The organism is Pantoea sp. Fr-CA_6, from assembly GCF_024520895.1.
Classification (GTDB): Bacteria; Pseudomonadota; Gammaproteobacteria; order Enterobacterales; family Enterobacteriaceae; genus Pantoea; species Pantoea agglomerans.
Genome location: NZ_JALNPO010000002.1, coordinates 489,723 through 506,491, shown reverse-complemented (window position 1 = coordinate 506,491; position 16,769 = coordinate 489,723). Strand labels below are relative to the sequence as shown.

The 16,769-nt window shown below is 53.6% G+C and carries 24 protein-coding genes; 2 read left to right on the top strand and 22 right to left on the bottom strand.

Annotation, left to right across the window (positions count from 1 at the left end; translation table 11 throughout):
- Position 1: 1 nt before the first annotated feature.
- The 14 genes from NR201_RS05495 to NR201_RS05430 all read right to left on the bottom strand — a co-directional run bounded on the left by NR201_RS05495 (position 2) and on the right by NR201_RS05430 (position 7,411).
- Positions 2-352, bottom strand: coding sequence for a GPW/gp25 family protein (locus NR201_RS05495; RefSeq protein WP_256849463.1), 351 nt, complete (start codon positions 350-352; stop codon positions 2-4).
- Entirely contained in the window at positions 349-939 is a 591-nt protein-coding gene (locus NR201_RS05490) for a phage baseplate assembly protein V (RefSeq protein ID WP_256849462.1), read from the bottom strand. Before NR201_RS05490 ends, NR201_RS05495 begins: the two co-directional genes overlap by 4 nt.
- A 76-nt stretch (positions 940-1,015) precedes the next feature.
- Positions 1,016-1,819 carry a hypothetical protein gene (locus NR201_RS05485; RefSeq protein ID WP_256849461.1) on the bottom strand — a complete coding sequence of 268 codons (804 nt, stop codon included), beginning with the start codon at positions 1,817-1,819 and terminating at the stop codon, positions 1,016-1,018.
- A 28-nt stretch (positions 1,820-1,847) separates the two neighbouring features.
- The gene (locus tag NR201_RS05480; protein WP_256849460.1) at positions 1,848-2,294 is read right to left on the bottom strand and encodes a phage virion morphogenesis protein; all 447 of its coding nucleotides are present in this window, start codon (positions 2,292-2,294) and stop codon (positions 1,848-1,850) included.
- Positions 2,291-2,758: a phage tail protein gene (locus tag NR201_RS05475; protein ID WP_163851786.1), complete on the bottom strand. Its 468-nt coding sequence runs from the start codon at positions 2,756-2,758 to the stop codon at positions 2,291-2,293. Before NR201_RS05475 ends, NR201_RS05480 begins: the two co-directional genes overlap by 4 nt.
- Positions 2,691-2,963: an Rz1-like lysis system protein LysC gene (gene lysC, locus NR201_RS05470; RefSeq protein ID WP_230299990.1), complete on the bottom strand. Its 273-nt coding sequence runs from the start codon at positions 2,961-2,963 to the stop codon at positions 2,691-2,693. Before lysC ends, NR201_RS05475 begins: the two co-directional genes overlap by 68 nt.
- Positions 2,860-3,282 carry an Rz-like lysis system protein LysB gene (gene lysB / locus NR201_RS05465; protein WP_111207779.1) on the bottom strand — a complete coding sequence of 141 codons (423 nt, stop codon included), beginning with the start codon at positions 3,280-3,282 and terminating at the stop codon, positions 2,860-2,862. Before lysB ends, lysC begins: the two co-directional genes overlap by 104 nt.
- Positions 3,279-3,788: a lysozyme gene (locus NR201_RS05460; protein ID WP_256849459.1), complete on the bottom strand. Its 510-nt coding sequence runs from the start codon at positions 3,786-3,788 to the stop codon at positions 3,279-3,281. Before NR201_RS05460 ends, lysB begins: the two co-directional genes overlap by 4 nt.
- Entirely contained in the window at positions 3,772-3,990 is a 219-nt protein-coding gene (locus NR201_RS05455) for an HP1 family phage holin (protein ID WP_010255079.1), read from the bottom strand. Before NR201_RS05455 ends, NR201_RS05460 begins: the two co-directional genes overlap by 17 nt.
- A 2-nt stretch (positions 3,991-3,992) precedes the next feature.
- On the bottom strand, positions 3,993-4,196 hold the full coding sequence (locus tag NR201_RS05450) for a tail protein X (protein ID WP_256849458.1): 204 nt from the start codon (positions 4,194-4,196) through the stop codon (positions 3,993-3,995).
- The gene (locus NR201_RS05445) at positions 4,196-4,666 is read right to left on the bottom strand and encodes a head completion/stabilization protein (protein WP_256849457.1); all 471 of its coding nucleotides are present in this window, start codon (positions 4,664-4,666) and stop codon (positions 4,196-4,198) included. Before NR201_RS05445 ends, NR201_RS05450 begins: the two co-directional genes overlap by 1 nt.
- Positions 4,667-4,758: 92 nt before the next feature.
- Positions 4,759-5,427, bottom strand: a complete 669-nt coding sequence (locus NR201_RS05440) for a terminase endonuclease subunit (protein ID WP_256849456.1) — start codon at positions 5,425-5,427, stop codon at positions 4,759-4,761.
- Positions 5,428-5,430: 3 nt separating this feature from the next.
- Positions 5,431-6,510, bottom strand: coding sequence for a phage major capsid protein, P2 family (locus tag NR201_RS05435; RefSeq protein ID WP_256849455.1), 1,080 nt, complete (start codon positions 6,508-6,510; stop codon positions 5,431-5,433).
- A gap of 52 nt (positions 6,511-6,562) precedes the next feature.
- The gene (locus tag NR201_RS05430) at positions 6,563-7,411 is read right to left on the bottom strand and encodes a GPO family capsid scaffolding protein (RefSeq protein ID WP_256849454.1); all 849 of its coding nucleotides are present in this window, start codon (positions 7,409-7,411) and stop codon (positions 6,563-6,565) included.
- A 144-nt stretch (positions 7,412-7,555) separates the two neighbouring features.
- Between NR201_RS05430 and NR201_RS05425 the strand changes: the two genes are divergently transcribed.
- Positions 7,556-9,319, top strand: coding sequence for a terminase ATPase subunit family protein (locus tag NR201_RS05425; RefSeq protein WP_256849453.1), 1,764 nt, complete (start codon positions 7,556-7,558; stop codon positions 9,317-9,319).
- Entirely contained in the window at positions 9,319-10,362 is a 1,044-nt protein-coding gene (locus NR201_RS05420) for a phage portal protein (RefSeq protein WP_256849452.1), read from the top strand. The genes NR201_RS05425 and NR201_RS05420 overlap by 1 nt, the downstream gene beginning before the upstream one ends.
- Positions 10,363-10,388: 26 nt before the next feature.
- Here the strand turns inward: NR201_RS05420 and NR201_RS05415 are convergent, their stop codons facing one another.
- From NR201_RS05415 to NR201_RS05380, 8 genes are all read right to left on the bottom strand, one after another.
- Entirely contained in the window at positions 10,389-11,144 is a 756-nt protein-coding gene (locus NR201_RS05415; RefSeq protein WP_256849451.1) for a hypothetical protein, read from the bottom strand.
- Positions 11,145-11,533: 389 nt separating this feature from the next.
- Positions 11,534-12,103, bottom strand: coding sequence for a DUF2681 domain-containing protein (locus NR201_RS05410; RefSeq protein WP_256849450.1), 570 nt, complete (start codon positions 12,101-12,103; stop codon positions 11,534-11,536).
- A gap of 45 nt (positions 12,104-12,148) precedes the next feature.
- A complete protein-coding gene (locus NR201_RS05405; protein ID WP_256849449.1) occupies positions 12,149-12,613 on the bottom strand; it encodes a Panacea domain-containing protein in 465 nt (154 codons plus the stop codon).
- Positions 12,614-12,829: 216 nt separating this feature from the next.
- Positions 12,830-13,030, bottom strand: a complete 201-nt coding sequence (locus NR201_RS05400) for a hypothetical protein (protein WP_256849448.1) — start codon at positions 13,028-13,030, stop codon at positions 12,830-12,832.
- Between the two features lie 198 nt (positions 13,031-13,228).
- Positions 13,229-15,475, bottom strand: a complete 2,247-nt coding sequence (locus tag NR201_RS05395; protein ID WP_256849447.1) for a replication endonuclease — start codon at positions 15,473-15,475, stop codon at positions 13,229-13,231.
- Positions 15,472-16,293 carry a DNA adenine methylase gene (locus NR201_RS05390; RefSeq protein WP_010255052.1) on the bottom strand — a complete coding sequence of 274 codons (822 nt, stop codon included), beginning with the start codon at positions 16,291-16,293 and terminating at the stop codon, positions 15,472-15,474. Before NR201_RS05390 ends, NR201_RS05395 begins: the two co-directional genes overlap by 4 nt.
- The gene (locus tag NR201_RS05385; protein WP_256849446.1) at positions 16,290-16,517 is read right to left on the bottom strand and encodes a TraR/DksA family transcriptional regulator; all 228 of its coding nucleotides are present in this window, start codon (positions 16,515-16,517) and stop codon (positions 16,290-16,292) included. Before NR201_RS05385 ends, NR201_RS05390 begins: the two co-directional genes overlap by 4 nt.
- Positions 16,517-16,747, bottom strand: coding sequence for a DUF2732 family protein (locus NR201_RS05380; RefSeq protein WP_010255048.1), 231 nt, complete (start codon positions 16,745-16,747; stop codon positions 16,517-16,519). The genes NR201_RS05385 and NR201_RS05380 overlap by 1 nt, the downstream gene beginning before the upstream one ends.
- Between the last annotated feature and the right edge of the window lie 22 nt (positions 16,748-16,769).

Sequence of the window (16,769 nt, the reverse complement as noted above, 5' to 3'; positions counted from 1 at the left end):
CTCAGCTCACAGTAACGGTTAAGGAAAAAGGCTGCGCGCCGTCGGTGCGGTTGCCGGACAGCTCAACCACCATTGCGCCGTTGATATCCGACTCAACGCTTATGGCGGTCAGCTTTACGCGCGGCTCCCATTTCAGGAGTGCCATATAGCAGGCAGACATAATCTGCAGGCGCAGCGCCTCGTTTTGCGGCTGGTCAATCAGCGCGGATAAAAGCGAACCATACTGGCGGCGCATCACCCTGGAGCCGAGCGGGGTCAGCAGAATGTCACGCACCGACTGCCGGATATGATCAAGGTCGGTCAACGCGCCGCCGGTTTCCCGGTTCATGCCGATATATTTCGCGGTTGTCATTGCGTGCCCTCAGTTCTGCTACCGCCGCGCTGCACGCCACCATGATCGTGGTCATCCACGACGACACCGTTAGAACTCAACTTGCCACCGCTATGCGTAACATCGCCTTTCATCGTGGCGCCCTGGGTGACTTCCAGCCGCGCAGTTTTGAGAAGCGTTGTGCATTCCACTTCTGGCGAGTCGAACAGGATTTTTACCGCCGCTTTAATAGTTGCGGTCTGTATGCCGGTTGCAATCAGCGCACCGTTTTCCGGCTCGTACTCGATCACCGCGCCGTCAGGAAATGACCAGTGCAGCGCATCGGCCGAGGCAGACGGAGCCGGGTTGTTATCCGAGAAAATGCCCGGCAGCACAAAGCCGGTATCAAGTTCGCCACCCAGGCACAGAACAAGAACCTGCTCGCCCACTGACGGTGCATTCCAGGAGCGGGTTTTACCCGCGCGGGCGCTCAGCCAGTGCAGCCAGCCGGTTGTGTTTTTTCCTGTATCGACACGGCACAGCCCGCCATCAAGATTGACGGCCGACACGGTTCCGATGCGGATCAGGTTGCGCAGCAGGCGCTGAATTTCTGCGAGTTGTTCGTTCATAGGGTAATTTCACCCTGAAGTGCACAGGGCAGCAACTAACGGCCGCCCTGTGATGTACAGGCAAACATTGAAAATTTTAGAAGGGGGACTTTTCAACAGATAGATATTGATGGGGGTTTAATAATTGATGTGTATTATTGAAGTGCTCAAGCTCATCCAGTCTTGGCTTAAGCATTTCAATTACCATTTCTCTAGTGGTTTCATCAAGGTAATTATTATATGATCGTAACTTCTCATTAAACTCAGATTTTATGTTTTTAGAGGTGGCACTCTCTTCCAGAAATGATTTTATTTGAAAATGAACAATGCTATCTGTATAAGGCGCATATTTTCTATTTATTTCCGATTCATCCCCCTGAACCTGCCTGACCTTAGTCATTTCCTCATTCATTTCAAGCCACTTCTGACCAATAACAGGAGACTTTGCCTCATGAAAATTCCAAAAAATGTCCTGAGCTAACACGAAACTCTTTACTTCGTAGAAAATTTTCTTGCTAGATTCAATATCATCAGTTTTTGCGCCCATTGTTTTTAATGCGCTTTCAGTTCTGATAACCAGGTCTTCTAAATTTCTCCGACTAATTCCTTGTCCCTGCTTTAATTGCAGCGCAGCGGTTGTAATAGCCATTTCACTTAGAGGCATTGCAATAGCTTTTAAATTTAAAATTATTTCTTCCGCTCTATCTAATGTTGCCCTAAGTTTTATGCCTGATTTAAAGATATTAATTTCCTCAATATCTTTTGGCTGAATAGTCCCAAGGATTATAAAAATAAACCCTGCCGATACGCCTATAGCGCCTCCAGCCGCCTCCCCCCTCAATGCCATATAGACGCTAATAATTACTAACGCATACCCTAATATTCTTGTGAATGCGGCCATTTACATTCCTTAATACATAAAAAGTTAGTTATCCGATAAGACCCATAATAACGTCTTCTATAGACTGTAAGTCCAGTTTATTTAACCCTAAAAGTGGTCGTGACTCATACTGCACTTCTTTACCTTTACGCGCTGGCCGGTCACGCAGGCCGTAATGATGCACGCGGGCCATACGCTGCACGTTACCCGCAAACTCGATCACGGCTTCATTCGGACTGGCCTGCGTTTTCATGTATTTAGCCGTGCGCAGCTTTGCAAACATCTCTCGCTTTATCCGGCCCTTTTTGCTGCGCACCGGCTGCGTTTTTCGGGCTTTAAACGGCGTGCCGTCAGGTGCCTGCTGGCGCTTGATGTTCTGCTGCTGACTCGCGCGCAGCCTGCGGCCAATACTGCGCGCCATTTCTTTACGCGCCGGGGCTGACAGGCTGCTGATAAGCGCCTCCAGACGGTCATTTACCAGCTGCAGCTCGCTCATGTCTGTAACTCGCTGACCAGCTCGCCTTTAACGTAAAGCTGCACCGGCCGCGCGTCATTCTCCGGCAGCGGGTTCTCGCCGACGTGGGTCACGTGCAGCCCGTCGTCGGCCTGCTTCACGATCACGCGCTCGCTCAGCTGCAGCTCAATGCTGATATCGCTGGCCGTGTCGCTGATAACATCTGCCTCAAAGGTAAAGCCCGTCCGGCGCTTTTCCTCGCTTGCCATAATGTCGGGTTCATTCGTGCGAAGCCATGCCAGCAGCGGCACGATCAGCAGGTCGATGTTACCGGCGTAATCGGTAATGACCATGTTAAGCCGGTACTGGTATTCAAACGACAGCGAGCTGGCAAGCGTCGAGACGATGCGCCCGCTGTCGATAAACACGTTCAGCGCGTCAGGGTTTCGCTGCAGCTCCGGCACGCTGTCGGTCAGTGTCTGGCGCAGTTGTTGGGGTTTCAGCATCGTGCTGCTCCTGGCAGTCTTTGATTATTTCGACCTGCAGCCCGCAGGCGGCGAGTGCGGCCTCAAGCTGGCGATTGTCCGCCGCCAGATCGCCCGCCGTTTTAAGGCTGTTTCCCGGCACCGGGCAGCTTGTCACGCGCGGACACCCAATCCAGATAATCTCTGGCGCTGGCGAAGGCCGGACGGGCGTGCAGCCGGATAACATCGTCAGGCAGATCAGCAGCAGACCAGTTACGCAGTATCGGATTCGCATCGGTTTCTCTCTGTATGGTCATTTCACGGTTAAGCGCGGCCGTGCTGGCACGGCCCTGCATCAGCCGCAGCTCGGCCTCGCGCTTCTGGCTGGCTTTCGCATCCGCGTCCAGCCTGGCTATCGCCCGGTCGCGGCTCTCGATACCGGCCGACAGCGTGCCGATAATGCGCTGTGCGCTGGTCAGGTCGTCTTTTGCAACTTTCCACTGCCAGCCGGTCACGCCCAGCGCCAGCAGAGCGACGGCCAGAAGCAGAGCTATCAGCCGCGTCATTTGACACCCCGCAGGCAGTAGGCTGTCTCATTCGCGCGGCGGTTTTCCAGCCCGCGATTTTTAACGCCCTTAACGTACACCCAGCGCCGCAGCTCATTACAGGCATCAGACCAGTGCTGCATCATGATGTAACGGGCAAAGGTCGAGCTGCAGGCCGCGCGCACGCCGACGTTAAAGGCGAATGAAACGGCCGTGTCATAGACCGGCTGTGGCATCTCAGCCGACATACAGGCATCGATCCCGCGCTCGACGCGCATCACGTCATACACAAGATTGACGGCCGCCTGTCGCTCGCTGACCTGGCTTTGCGGCGTCACGCCCTCTGTGTGACCGATGCCGTTTGTCCAGACTCCGGCGCTGCACTGATAGGGCGAGGTGCGGCACCCCTCGGCGTTGGCGATGAGCGCAAGCCCGGCCTCGGACGTTTTCAGGGTTTTGAACTGAGGCAGCAGCGCAGCAATTGCCAGCACGGCTACCACGGCGCAGCGTTTAACGGTCTGGCTCAAGGCTCACCCCCCGCAGGCGCTGCAGCTCGTAGGTTTTACGGCGGTAATGCCAGTTGATAAAGAACGTCGCCACGTTAGTGATAAGCGTGATAACGGCCACGCCGGAACCGACCATAAAGGCGATATCCTGTGGCGTATGACGGCCGAACCACATCAGGATGAGGCCTATCAGGTAGTTGATCACAGAGCTGATTTTTTCCATTTTTAGTCCCACAGGTTGACGGTTTCACCTGCTGAAGATTCAGGCAGATCAGGCAGCGTCACCTCGCAGCCGTGTGGCAGCACCGGCCCGCTTTCGGCGAGGCCCGGATTAGCTTCATAAACCAGCTCGACGGCCTGACCGGTTCGCCCGTAATAGCGCTGACAGATTTCGTCAACGGTATCGCCCTGCTGCGCGTAAACGTTCATCAGAGCAGATCCACAATGCAGCCAGGCTTACCGGCGATGCGGCTGATACTGAATCGCGCATCGCGCCAGTACTCGTCGGCGCTCGCCTCGATTTCGCCCGCTTTTTTCGTGCCGCTGGCGTCATAGCCGCGATAGCGCTCGACGATGGTGGCGGCGGTCAGCGCGCTGACGGCGGCAAGGTAGGCCGTAATCTTTTCGCTCTCGCCGTCCAGCGATTCCGCAGGCACTTCGGCCAGCGCCTTAAAGCCCGCCGCAATCTGCGCGGCGCGCCAGTCGTACAGCTCGGCGTTTACTTCAGAAATTGCCGTCTTCACGGCCAGGCGCAGGCGCTGCGCCGTGACCGTCCCCTCATAGCGCAGCGAATCGCGCAGCTGCTGCAGGTCAACGTCAGGCCAGAAAAACGTATTCTTTACCGGCGGCTCGGCAGCGTCTGCCGGTCGCGGGGCGGGGATAACAACCGTGTTATTCATAATCGGCCTTTGAAATAGGTGGGCGGTGGAGGACGGCGCAGACACTGAAAGTGCGTTGCCGTCCTGCCGCCCGTGCGCGGGGTCGCGTTCGGTCAGCGGCTGGCGATGGCCTGTTTTTTCATCGCCGTTCCCAGCCGCTCTATGTCTTTTTTGACGCCGCAGCCGTCGTGCAGCTGATGCGCCCTTGCAAGGTGGGTCATCGCCTCCGAAGCCCTGCCCGCATCGCGAAGCACATACCCGGTTATCTTGTGCAGCTTGGCGCGCACCTGATCGGGCATGTCTTCGGATTCCGTCATCGCAATGGTTGCCAGCAGCGGGTCAACATCGACCGGCGCTTTTGCCGTCCAGGCGCGCGTTGCCGCGCTGGCGACTTCCTCGGCCAGCAGATAAGGCAGGCTGGCGCGCTTAAAGCCGTCAGGCGACACAAGGCCATGCGTCAGCGCGTACCGGGCAATCTCCAGCGCGCCGGTCACGTCGCCTGCATCGAGCCGCCAGATCATGACGGTCATCAGCACGGCATCCTGTGCGCCTTTGCCTTTCTCCAGTACGCCGGACACCCACGGCAGGTACTCAGGCAGCAGCTGACGCTTCAGCTCCGCCTTGCGCTCGTTAGAGTGCACTTTCTTCAGGCGGCGCTTGTCGTCGTTGAGCTTGATGAGCATCTGCTCATAGCCGCTGGCGTAGCGCAGCGGGTTGTCGGCGTTCTGCGAGGCTTCGATAGCCTGCTGGCGCATACGGTGACGTCGGGCAGGGCTTAACATGCGTTACGCCTCCGGGGTTTCTGCTGCCGGGGTTTCTGCAGCCGCGCTGAACTCACCGACTTCGATGTTTTCAACCAGGCAACCGGCCGCGTAATCCTCGATCACGTAGTCCTCATTGATGGACTCGTAGTTTTCGATGCGGTCGCGCTTCGGCACTTCGTCAATCAGGCGGCGGTGCGTGCCTTCCTGCCAGTAAATCGACAGGTTATCCGGGCGGCTGATCATCAGCGCATTGGCCGGGAAGTACGGCACGCGCACCGCTGGCAGGTTGCCGATGCGTTTCTGGCTGACGATAAGGTCGGCGGCCAGCTGCTCGGTGTTGGCCTGCGACTGGTTGACGATCGGGAAGTATTTATCAGCCAGCAGCTGACGGCCCACGATAACAACCAGCTCCGGGTCTTCCTGATACCACGGCTCGATCAGGGTGTTGGTGGCATCCATCACCAGCGCATCAAGGTTGGCGTAATCACCGTTTTTGCCGACGCGGATTTTTTCAGAGACGACAGTGCCGTTTTCGTCGGTGATTTTGCTCATCACGCGTTCCGGCGCATCATTGCGGTACTTCTGCAGCCAGCCGACAGCCACGTCCTGCAGCATCGGGAATTTGGCGCGGTTCGAGGTTTTGGCGCGGGTCACGCCGTTGAAGCCGATCATGATGCGGTCAAGCGACTGACGCTTTACGATGGCATCACGCAGGCGGGCCTGAAAATCTTCATAACGCGCCCACAGGTCGAGCGTGTTATAGCGGATATGAAAGTCGTAGTTGACCTGCACACACTCATAGCCCTGCTTATCCAGCGCGGCAAAGTCAGCGGTTTCGCGCTCGTCGCCGCCTGCCGTGTCGGTCACGCTGGCAATCGAGCCGGACACGCCGATCCCGATTTTCTCGCCCTTCATTTCGGACACCGGCACGATGTTGATGCGGGTCAGGAAGTCGGAAGACTCCTGCACGCGGCTCATCAGGGTCTGCGTGACCGACGGCTCAACGGTAAATTTTTTGTTCATGTCGTCGGTTTCGACGCCGTTCAGCTCGGCGAGGCGGGTCATGAACTGGTTAAACTTAAAGCGGGTATTCTTGCGCATTGGCGTTCCTGTTTATCTCTGTGTTGGGTTTTAACGTTCAGGCAACGCCTGATTAGCAGTCGGTCTGCGCGCCGGACTTCGGATCGCTCCCGGTTGCCGCCGGGCGGCGGTTAAAGCTGCCGTCGGTCTGCGAAAGCTGGCCCTGCAGCGCAGCGAAAGCGGCGCGGTCTTCCCCGGCCTGCTGTTCGATAGCCTCAAGACGTGCGCTGACGGATTGCTCCAGCGCCGACAGCTCCTGCGTCTGGCTCTCCGCGTTCAGCTGCACCTGCTCAGCGACGGCCGTTACCGCCGCGCTGACGTCGGCGAACTGCTCACCGCTGGCCTTTTTCTGGCCGGTAAACATGGCAGTGATACGCGTCAGAAGGGACGGTGACGGCTCCGCCACTTCTTCAAACTCGATCACGGTTTCTTCAGCGGCGGTGAAGAGGTTGACTTTGTCCAGCTTGCGGGACGCCAGCGGGTTAACTCTGGCCGTGGCGCTGAAGCTCAGAATCTCCGTGCCGAGGCTTGCCGGGTCGTCGGTGACGGCCAGGCCGACCAGATACGCCTCGCCCGTGTCGGCGAACTCAGGGTTAACTTCAATGGAGGTGTAGATTTTCTGGCGCGTTTTGGTCAGCTCGACCAGCTCAGGCGTCGGATCAATCCAGCCGAACAGCGCCAGCTTGCCTTTGAGCGGGCCGTCGCCGATTTCTTCCGCCTCGACGGCGGTCACGTCACCAAAGCGGCGGAAAGTGCTGTCAGCGGCATAGCCCCGGATGTGTTCCATGTTGATGCGTGCGCCGTACATTTCCGGGCTGTAGTTTTTCGCCATCTGCGAAATCCAGTCACGGGAAATGACACGGCCGTCAGTGGTTGCGCCTTCAACTGCGATACGAAAACGCTTTGCTTTGATTGCTGCCATTAATCAGGCTCCGGTCAGGTGTTGGGTCGGTTCGGGGCCAGTTTCCCCGTCGCCACACAATCCCTCAACGAATGCCAGCCCGCTGATGCATCAGCAAACAGGGACAGCAGGCGCGCCATTTTCGGCACCGGTAGCCTTGCCGGTATGAAAACAACACCGACAACCATCATCAGCGATCCGCGCCGTCAGGCCGCGCTGCTTTACTGGCAGGGTTATTCCGTGCGCCAGATTGCGGAGACGCTCGGACAGAAAACGCCAACCGTGCAGAGCTGGAAGCTGCGCGACGCGTGGGACAACGTCGCGCCCATCAGTCGCGTTGAATCCAGCATGGAAGCCCGGCTGATCCAGCTCATCATGAAAGAGGTAAAGGGGAATGGTGATTACAAAGAGATAGACGCGCTCGGCCGTCAGATTGAGCGCCTTGCCCGCGTGGAGCGCTACCGCAGCAGCGGCAACGAGGCCGACCTAAACCCGAACGTGCGCAACCGTAACAAAGGCGAGCGCCAGCCGGTCGTTAAAAACGAGTTCAGCGACGAGCAGATCGACAAACTCACCGGCGTGTTTATGGATAACTGCTTTGAGTATCAGCTCAACTGGCACCGCGCCGGGCTGACTCACCGCATCCGCAATATCCTGAAGTCGCGCCAGATTGGCGCAACGTTCTACTTTGCCCGCGAGGCGCTGATCGATGCGCTTACCACCGGGCGCAACCAGATTTTTCTTTCGGCCAGCAAGGCGCAGGCGCACGTCTTTAAAAACTATATCCTCGACTTCGCCCGCCTGGCTGACGTTGACCTGAAAGGCGATCCCATCGTGCTGCCAAACGGCGCGCGCCTGATATTCCTCGGCACCAACGTGCGTACCGCGCAGAGCTACACCGGCAACCTCTATCTGGATGAATATTTCTGGATCCCGAAATTCCAGGAGCTGCGCAAAGTCGCCAGCGGCATGTCGCTGCACAAGAAGTGGCGCACCACCTACTTTTCCACGCCGTCGGCCCTGTCACACAGCGCCTATCCGTTCTGGTCAGGCGAGCTGTTTAACAAGGGGCGACGCAACAGAGATGATCGCATCGAGATAGACCTGTCGCATTCTCACCTGGCAAAAGGCGTGCTGTGCGGTGACGGGCAGTGGCGGCAGATCGTGACGGTTGAGGATGCGCTGACCGGCGGCTGTAACCTGTTCGACATTGACCAGCTGCAGCTTGAGTACAGCCCGGCGGAATATCAGAACCTGCTGATGTGTGATTTTGTCGACGATGCCGCGAGCGTGTTCCCGTTTGCCGAGCTGCAGAGCTGCATGATCGACAGTCTGGAAGAGTGGGAAGACTTTAACCCGTACCTGCCGCGCCCGTTTGCATACCGGCCGGTCTGGATCGGCTATGACCCGTCGCATACCGGCGACAGCGCAGGCTGTGCGGTTATCGCGCCGCCGCTCGTTGCGGGCGGTAAGTTCCGCGTGCTGGAGCGCCACCAGTGGCGGGGCATGGACTTTGCCGCGCAGGCGAAATCTATTGAGGACTTAACGAAAAAATACACCGTTGAATATATCGGCGTGGATGCCACCGGCATCGGTCAGGGGGTTTTCCAGCTGGTACGCCAGTTTTACCCGGCCGCGCGGGAAATCAAATACTCGCCGGAAGTTAAAACCGCAATGGTGCTGAAGGCGAAAGACACCATCAGCAGCGGGCGGCTTGAGTATGACGCCGGGGCGACGGATATCACGCAGTCGTTTATGGCTATCCGCAAAACCATGACGGCCAGCGGCAACCGCTCAACCTATGAGGCGAGCCGCAGCGAAGAGGCCAGCCATGCCGACGTCGCCTGGGCAATCATGCACGCACTGTTAAACGAACCGCTTACCGCTGCCAGCGGCGGCGCTAACCCCTCTATTCTGGAATTTTACTGATGAGCAAACGCAGAGGCCGCAAGGCTCACACCGCCACCGCGCAGCCGGTACAGGCAAGCGCACCCCAGCAGCACGCCGAGGCGTTTACCTTTGGCGACCCGACGCCGGTCATGGATAAGCGCGACATTCTGGATTACGCCGAGTGCATCGGTAACGGGCGCTGGTTTGAGCCGCCGGTCAGCTTTAGCGGGCTGGCTAAGAGCCTGCGCTCGGCCGTGCATCACAGCTCACCGATTTATGTGAAGCGCAACATTCTGGCCTCAACGTTTATTCCGCACCCGATGATGAGTCAGCAGGAGTTCAGCAAGTTTGCGCTGGATTATCTTGTCTTCGGCAATGCCTTTGCCGAGCTGCGCCGCAATGGCCTGGGTAAGCCGCTGCGCCTTGAAACCACCCCGGCCAAATTCACCCGCAGAGGCGTTAAAGATGGCGTTTACTGGTTTGTAAATGACTGGAAAGAGCCGCACGAATTTTCGGCCGGCAGCGTGTTTCACCTGCTGGAGCCGGATATTAATCAGGAGCTTTACGGCCTGCCGGAATATCTAAGCGCACTTAACTCCGCCTGGCTGAATGAGGCGGCGACGCTGTTCCGCCGCAAGTATTACCAGAACGGTGCACACGCCGGTTACATCCTGTACATGACCGACGCGGCGCAGAGCAGCAGCGACGTTGACCGGATGCGCCAGGCGATGCGTGACACGAAAGGCCTCGGTAACTTCCGCAACCTGTTCATGTACGCGCCGAACGGTAAGCCGGACGGGATCAAAATTCTGCCGCTAAGCGAAGTCGCGACGAAAGACGATTTCTTTAACATCAAGAAGGCCAGCCGCGACGACCTGTTAAGCGCGCACCGCGTGCCGCCGCAGATGATGGGGATTATCCCGGACAACTCCGGCGGGTTCGGGGATGCGGTGAAAGCGTCTCAGGTGTTTGTCCGTAACGAACTGACACCATTGCAGGAACGTCTGAAGGAAATTAATAACTGGCTGGGCGAGGAGGTGATCACTTTCCGGCCATATGAGCTGGAGCAAAAGATAGCTTAATTAAGTAGCTCATTGAAAGCGACCTTCTAAAAGTGTCGCTTTCGCATAATCTTATAATATCTTTTAGATATAGCCCACTTTACGTTAAACCAAAACTCACCTAACCGATCTCTTTTAGTCATATTCAAATCACGATGCTCCGTTCTAATTGAATAGAATATTTTTAAGTATGGATCGTCAACTTTCTCTTCAATGTCTTCGCAGGTATGCATATTTACCCTCTCAAGAGCAATGTAGTCTCTCCTCACAACGGCTGGGCTTCTAAATGCGGTATCTTCCCACGCTTTCCTAATATCGGAGCTAAAAAAAGAAAGATTTTCCTTAACGTGGCCCATCACACGACCAAATCTTTCACTAAACTCTTTATTTTCTAGGCACATAACAGGTGACTGATTAACACTTAACTCCAGATCCCTTTCTCGCGCATATTTATGGTATTCGTCTGAAACCTTTTTATGAAATGCTATCTTTTCTTCTTCACTCTGAAAAGAGACATATTCATAACCTGTGGCATTATACATTTGCTCAATCCAATGTAAGCCAGCGTATTCGTTTACAGCCCTTTCGAGAATCTTATCATCTGACTGGTAAGGAGCTTCAAACTTTGACTTGTAATCAAATAAAAGCAGATCGCAAACATCGTGATAAATTTTATCATAGACCCTAAGCTTCTCAATCCGCCTTGAGATTTTAGCTTGTCGTATCGTATTGAGGAAGCCTAAGCATGAAATTAAAAAACCACCTATAGAAATATATAATGATAACTGATTGTCGTTTTTCACTTTTTCTGTTTATCCATAGCATTAAAATTCAACCAGCAGCTTTATGGTTTCACTTGGCTGTAAAAGATAAATCATATCAACTTCACTACACACATACAGGTGCAACTTAGAGCCGTACGCATTGTAAAAAATTTTACCGCAAAGACTCAATAGTTATACCCTACAACACAGCGCCTTTCATATAGCCACTGATGCAACTTGTGCATACATGTTTGCCCCCTCGCGCGCAATGCTATCCCCGCCACGCCTGCCCGCTTAATGGGTCGCTTTTAATGCAAGTGCATTTCTTGAGAGAGTGCGCGCCGTTACTGGTGTCGTTAGGTCTTAACATACTGAAAAAATTAATGCGAATCCATGCACGCTATGTATGCATTGAGGTACTTAGGTACCTATTTTTCCTTATCGTCACTTTTTGGACTTTTGAACAGTCCACTAACTACAAAACCAACTAACCCAACAATGCTAATAGTACTTGTTCCCATCAAAGCAATGATCACTTCTTTTTCAGGTTTACCATCATTTCTTGCAACGTATAAAAAAACTATGAAGGCAACAAAACCACACCAAAACTGCATAAATCGAAATGTGGAAGTGGCCATTTGAAGCCTCAACCTATTATCGATATTTCTGCCACGAGCTTTAGCATTATTGTTACGAGTTTCAGCTTTAAGAGATTCTACTTCTTCACTAAGTTTGCTGTTCTGAATCTGCTGTCGATCAAGTTGCCATCTAACTGTGGCGTTATCGAGATCTTGAATTTCATCAATATTTTCTTGGCTAGGTGAATCAAAGGCCTCAGCCTCTTCTTCTGGTGATGGGATAGCATTTGGATCTATGTCTATCGAATTCTGAGGGGGGGAATTTGTTTTCCCCTTGAAGGGATAGCCATGCAGTAAAGCAATCGTGGTGAGTAGAGTATCTTTAAGAGCAGTATTATCGCTTTTTTTTTGGTCTGTCATTAGCAGTTAGCCTCGCAACGTTGCGAGGCTAATTCTAATCAAAAGTCATAGGCCTTGGCAAGAAAGGTCTCGCTGAATAAGTCTTTTATAATAATCCTTAATCAGTTCATTGCTTATGATTTTTTCATTAACAGCCCATGTCTTAGACCACGGAGTGTTGGGCCGGTGTGTGAATTCAGATAGCTGTATACCCGATAACTTGCCATAAGTATCGTAAACGGACTTAACCAGAGCCTTAGCTCCGGCATCTAAAGGACGATCATTTACATTAAAATGACCTTCAACGGGCAGTGAACGGAAAGATTTAAGAGCGTCATAAACGACTGGAATAACTGGACCATATTTCCAAGCGCAGACTGGCTCACTCAGCAATGGAGAGTCTTTGCATGCCAAACTTACCCCATGCGCTATGTAAAGTAACTTTTGCAATTGCATATGAGTAAGCTGATTGCCATTATCTTGTTTCGCAAACTCAATGAATTGGTTTACGACCTGCAGTGGATTGTACATTTTGCACCCTCCAGATTTAATTTGTTATCCTGTTGAAAAACAGAAACTTTATTGGTCTTATGCATAGTTTCGGTTTCATTCTTATACTACTTATACCCTAGACAGGTAGCTACGGCAATAAGTTCCTCTCATGAGAGGCGCAAAGATTATAGTCATGTGTTCAAAGAAAAGCAAAATCATAGTGTCATTTATTACTATCTGTTTTATAAGGTTTTTTCATGGCTGTTCTGTCCCATTAGCAGAAAAGATAAAATCTTGTTCAGAGCATTGTTCTGTATCGCTATTCACCAAATCCGCAATGATGGTAAGAGCCAGTTTCAGGTCTGAAGGCTTGCAGTTTGCAATCAAAGAAACCTCCGCGATGAACTGTACGCATGCCATCTTTTTATGAATTTGGTTTGATTCCTGAACCGTCATTTTCCCTCCCCGATCTGTACTGTGTATTTATACAGTACCATAGCACTAGTAAGTTGAGAAATGAAAAATATTTAGTTTCTTTAGTTTTTATCCTATTGATATGAAACAAGTAAATCTAAGGTTTTTTTAGAGCTATCTTCTCACGAAGCGTAGTTATATGAACGTCGGCTATCTGGTTTTGTTGTTCTACTCTGTAGATTAAGGCCTTTCATCGCGATATTTTTCAGCTAAACGATTAAAGCGTTCTAATACATAAGATTTTTTCGGCTCCGGTATCGGGCGTACCAACTCACCATTAGGCAGGCTGCGAAACAAACAACCGGCGATTTTAGTCTGCATGCCGCCAATCAGACGCACGGCCATTCCCCGGCTGATGGTTTCACCGCTTAAATCTTTCACTTGGGCTATTACGCTGTCGCACGCAGCTTCGATTTTGCCAGACCTCCTCAGCTTCAGATGCCGCTTTTCTGGCTTCTGCGCTCTTATCCGGCTTAAAAGCTGACGCCGTTCCTTCCTACTCATGCCGTCTAGGTCGATTTTTTCGAAACTTTCCGGTGGATTTGCATCCTCAGATCTCAAACCTCCCGTACAGTTATTGACAGAACTCCGAGAGGACGCGGACGCGTCCTTAAATTCAAAACCCAAATCAACGACACGTTTCGGGACAATTTTCCACTCTGTCAGACGAGTTAAGATCGGCGTATCGTCACCAACTTCTGTTGCGTAAACGCCTTTAATACGCACGGTTTCCTCACCGTACTCATTCACGTCTTCGCTGGTCTGATACCAGGCGCGCACAGCCAGCTCATCGCGGCGCACGAACGGGCCGCCCTGCGCGTTAACGTATCCTGCCCAGTCTCCCGCATCGGCTGCATCATGCGCTGCCGCAAACTCGATGCTAAGTCCGTGCGCGGTTTCACTATCAGCCATCTTGCGCAGCTCGCGGTAAACCGTTACCGGCGCGCCGCCCACAAACTGGAATTGCCGGATGTGCCAGCGCGCAGCCCATGCAGATACTGCAGGGGCTGTTTCTTTGACCTCTTTTCCACTTTCATCATCCAGCTCGTTATCCAGCGCATAGCCGTCGATGTTCTTTGAAATATATTTAGCGATGTAACCCGTGGCGCTGCCCTTATCTGGATCAATGGCTTCGGCATGAAAACGGGCCTTGCGGGCTTTGTCTGTCGTCAGCTCGCTGCAGTCTTCCTGATATGCATAATCGCGTATAACCTTGCGCACCTGCTCAACCTCCTCCGGGCGCATGAACATCAACATGTGCCAGTGCGGAGTCGCATCATGGTGCGGCTCAGCGACACGGATCCCGAAGATGCGGATATCGTCGCGGTGAAGTTTGGCGCGGATTTTCTGCCAGACATTGCAAAGATAACGCTGCGTATCGGCCGGGCTGGCACCATTCCATTTACGATTGCGATGCCCCGTTTTAATAGTGGCGTGATATCTGGATGGTGCAGTGATCGTATAAAACTCACCCACGAACCCCATTTCATTGCAGATATCTTCAAAACCTCGAATTCGGGTCATCAGCTCACAGCGGCGGATAGCTGGATTAGCTACGCTGCCGTCAAACTTATCGATAAGGCTGATGCGGTTGCCTTCTGCGTCTTCCAGTTCCATGCCTTTTAGAAATTCACGGGTGCGGCGCTTCTGCTCGCGCCACTCTGAAACGGTCATGCTGCTGGCGTAGGGGGTGTGTTTTTTGCTGACGTTAGCCAGGGCGATCTGAAGGTGTTCACGCCATGATGCGGCCACGCGGCGCAGTCGGCCTTTCCACCATTTTTCCGTCTGCATACGCATGATCGCCGGTGTAACTTCCTCCGGGTCAAACAGCCGGGACGTGACTTTATCCCATAATGGCGGCGTCTGGCTCAGTTCGCGGGTGATGGTGGCGGCGGTCATGTAAACGCGATGCGTGTATTTGTAATCTGACTCATCGCTGGCCTGCGCATGTACCTGTACCAGCTCGGCGAGGATGAAATTAGCTACATCTCCGGCCAGCAAATCGACGTCGGCGCGCGCCATATCCGGCAGACGGTTAAAACGGCGCATCAGCTCCCAAAGCGTGCCGCCCGCGCTGGCCGCGCCTGCCTGTTTAGTGGCATTGCCTGCCAGCAGGTTAAACGTGCCGTGACTCATTTCACCGAGGCGATATTGAGCGTTAACGGTTTCAACGCGTGGCAATGTGCGCTCAACGAAAGTTTTCGTTAAGTACGCATTGGCACGATCAATACCCTGTGTTTTTTCCAGCTCACTGACCCGGCGCTTTACATCAATCTGAATCAGCGTCGGCTGTTTTTCGAGTAGTTCCTGCGCACGCACTAAAGCCGCAATCATCTGACTGCGGCTGTGCATTTCCTCATAGGTGGGGTATGGGCTGGCGATGGCTTCCCGTGGAGCATTCCACGGGTAAGCGTATTCCTGAATCATTGAGCCGCCAGCTGTTCTGCAGACCGTGCAACAGGATTGCGCACGGCGATGATTTCTGTTGCGCGCTTGCTTTTACCTGCAGCAACACCAACCGAGCGGGCTACGCTAATACCGGTGATGTCGAAAGCGCGCAGGATGCTTCTGGTGTAAAGGGTGTCGCTGTTTGAAACCACAACCGGGCAGCGCTCCGAGACGTCGAGCAACATGCTGACCAGATCGTGATGCTCATCCTTATTGAAACCAGCCGAGTGATAGTCTGAAAACGTGCCGTCATAAGGTGGATCGCAGTACACCACATCGCCAGCTTTAGTCAGGCGCAGCGTCTCGCGGAAGTCGGCGCAGATGAATGTCGCGCACTTGGCTTTCTCTGCAAATGCTTCTATCTCAGCCAGCGGAAAAAGCGGCTCTGCGTAGTTACCAAACGGGATATTAAATTCACCGCGCTTGTTGTAGCGGCAAAGACCGCGATAGCCATTGCGGTTCAGGTACAGGAAATAAGCGGCGCGCTCCAGAAGAGGCAGCGACGGATCATGATTAAATGCTTCACGCACAGCGTAATAACTTTCGCCGGTTCTGTTCTGAATAAAGAGGCTGGCCGCAATAATGATAAACGGGCGGGTATGCTCTTTTATCTGGCGATAGAGATTGATGAGATCGGGATTTATATCCGCAACCAGGTAGGCCCGGTAATCGGTGTTCATCATTACTGCGCAGGAACCGGCGAAGGGTTCGACCAGGCGATCACCTTCAGGCAGGTGTGTCAGCAGTTCCGGCATTACGCGGGACTTGTTGCCCGCCCATTTCAGAATCGTGCTCATAACGCACCGCCTTTTGATACTTTCGCACGCAATTCAGCTATGTCTTGGCAGCCGACACAGCGAGTCACGCCACAAACGGCGCGGCGACGCTTTTCCGGGATTGGTGCATCACAGTCTTCGCAGAATGAAACCGCTACACCGACCGGGCGGTTAACCACGCTGGCGATGTTGCGCGCCAGCAACTCGTCGGCGCGAGCCTGCGCCATGTCCATTGAGTCGGCCATTAGTGAATCGCCTCCTGCGCTTCAGTCTGATAACGCTCGGCTTCCTGACGCAGCAGCTCGGCGGCTTCAACACCACTAAGCCCTTTTTGCTGAATGCGCATGGCAATCTCAGTTAAGCGGCGAGCCGCCTGCAAACCGCGCTCGGCACGTTCTTCAGCGCGAGCAGCGGTGATGATTACGGAAAGCTGCTCGACGTCGGCGTCAAATTTTCTGGTTTCGATATTTTGCATTTCACTTTCTCCTGAATTTGGG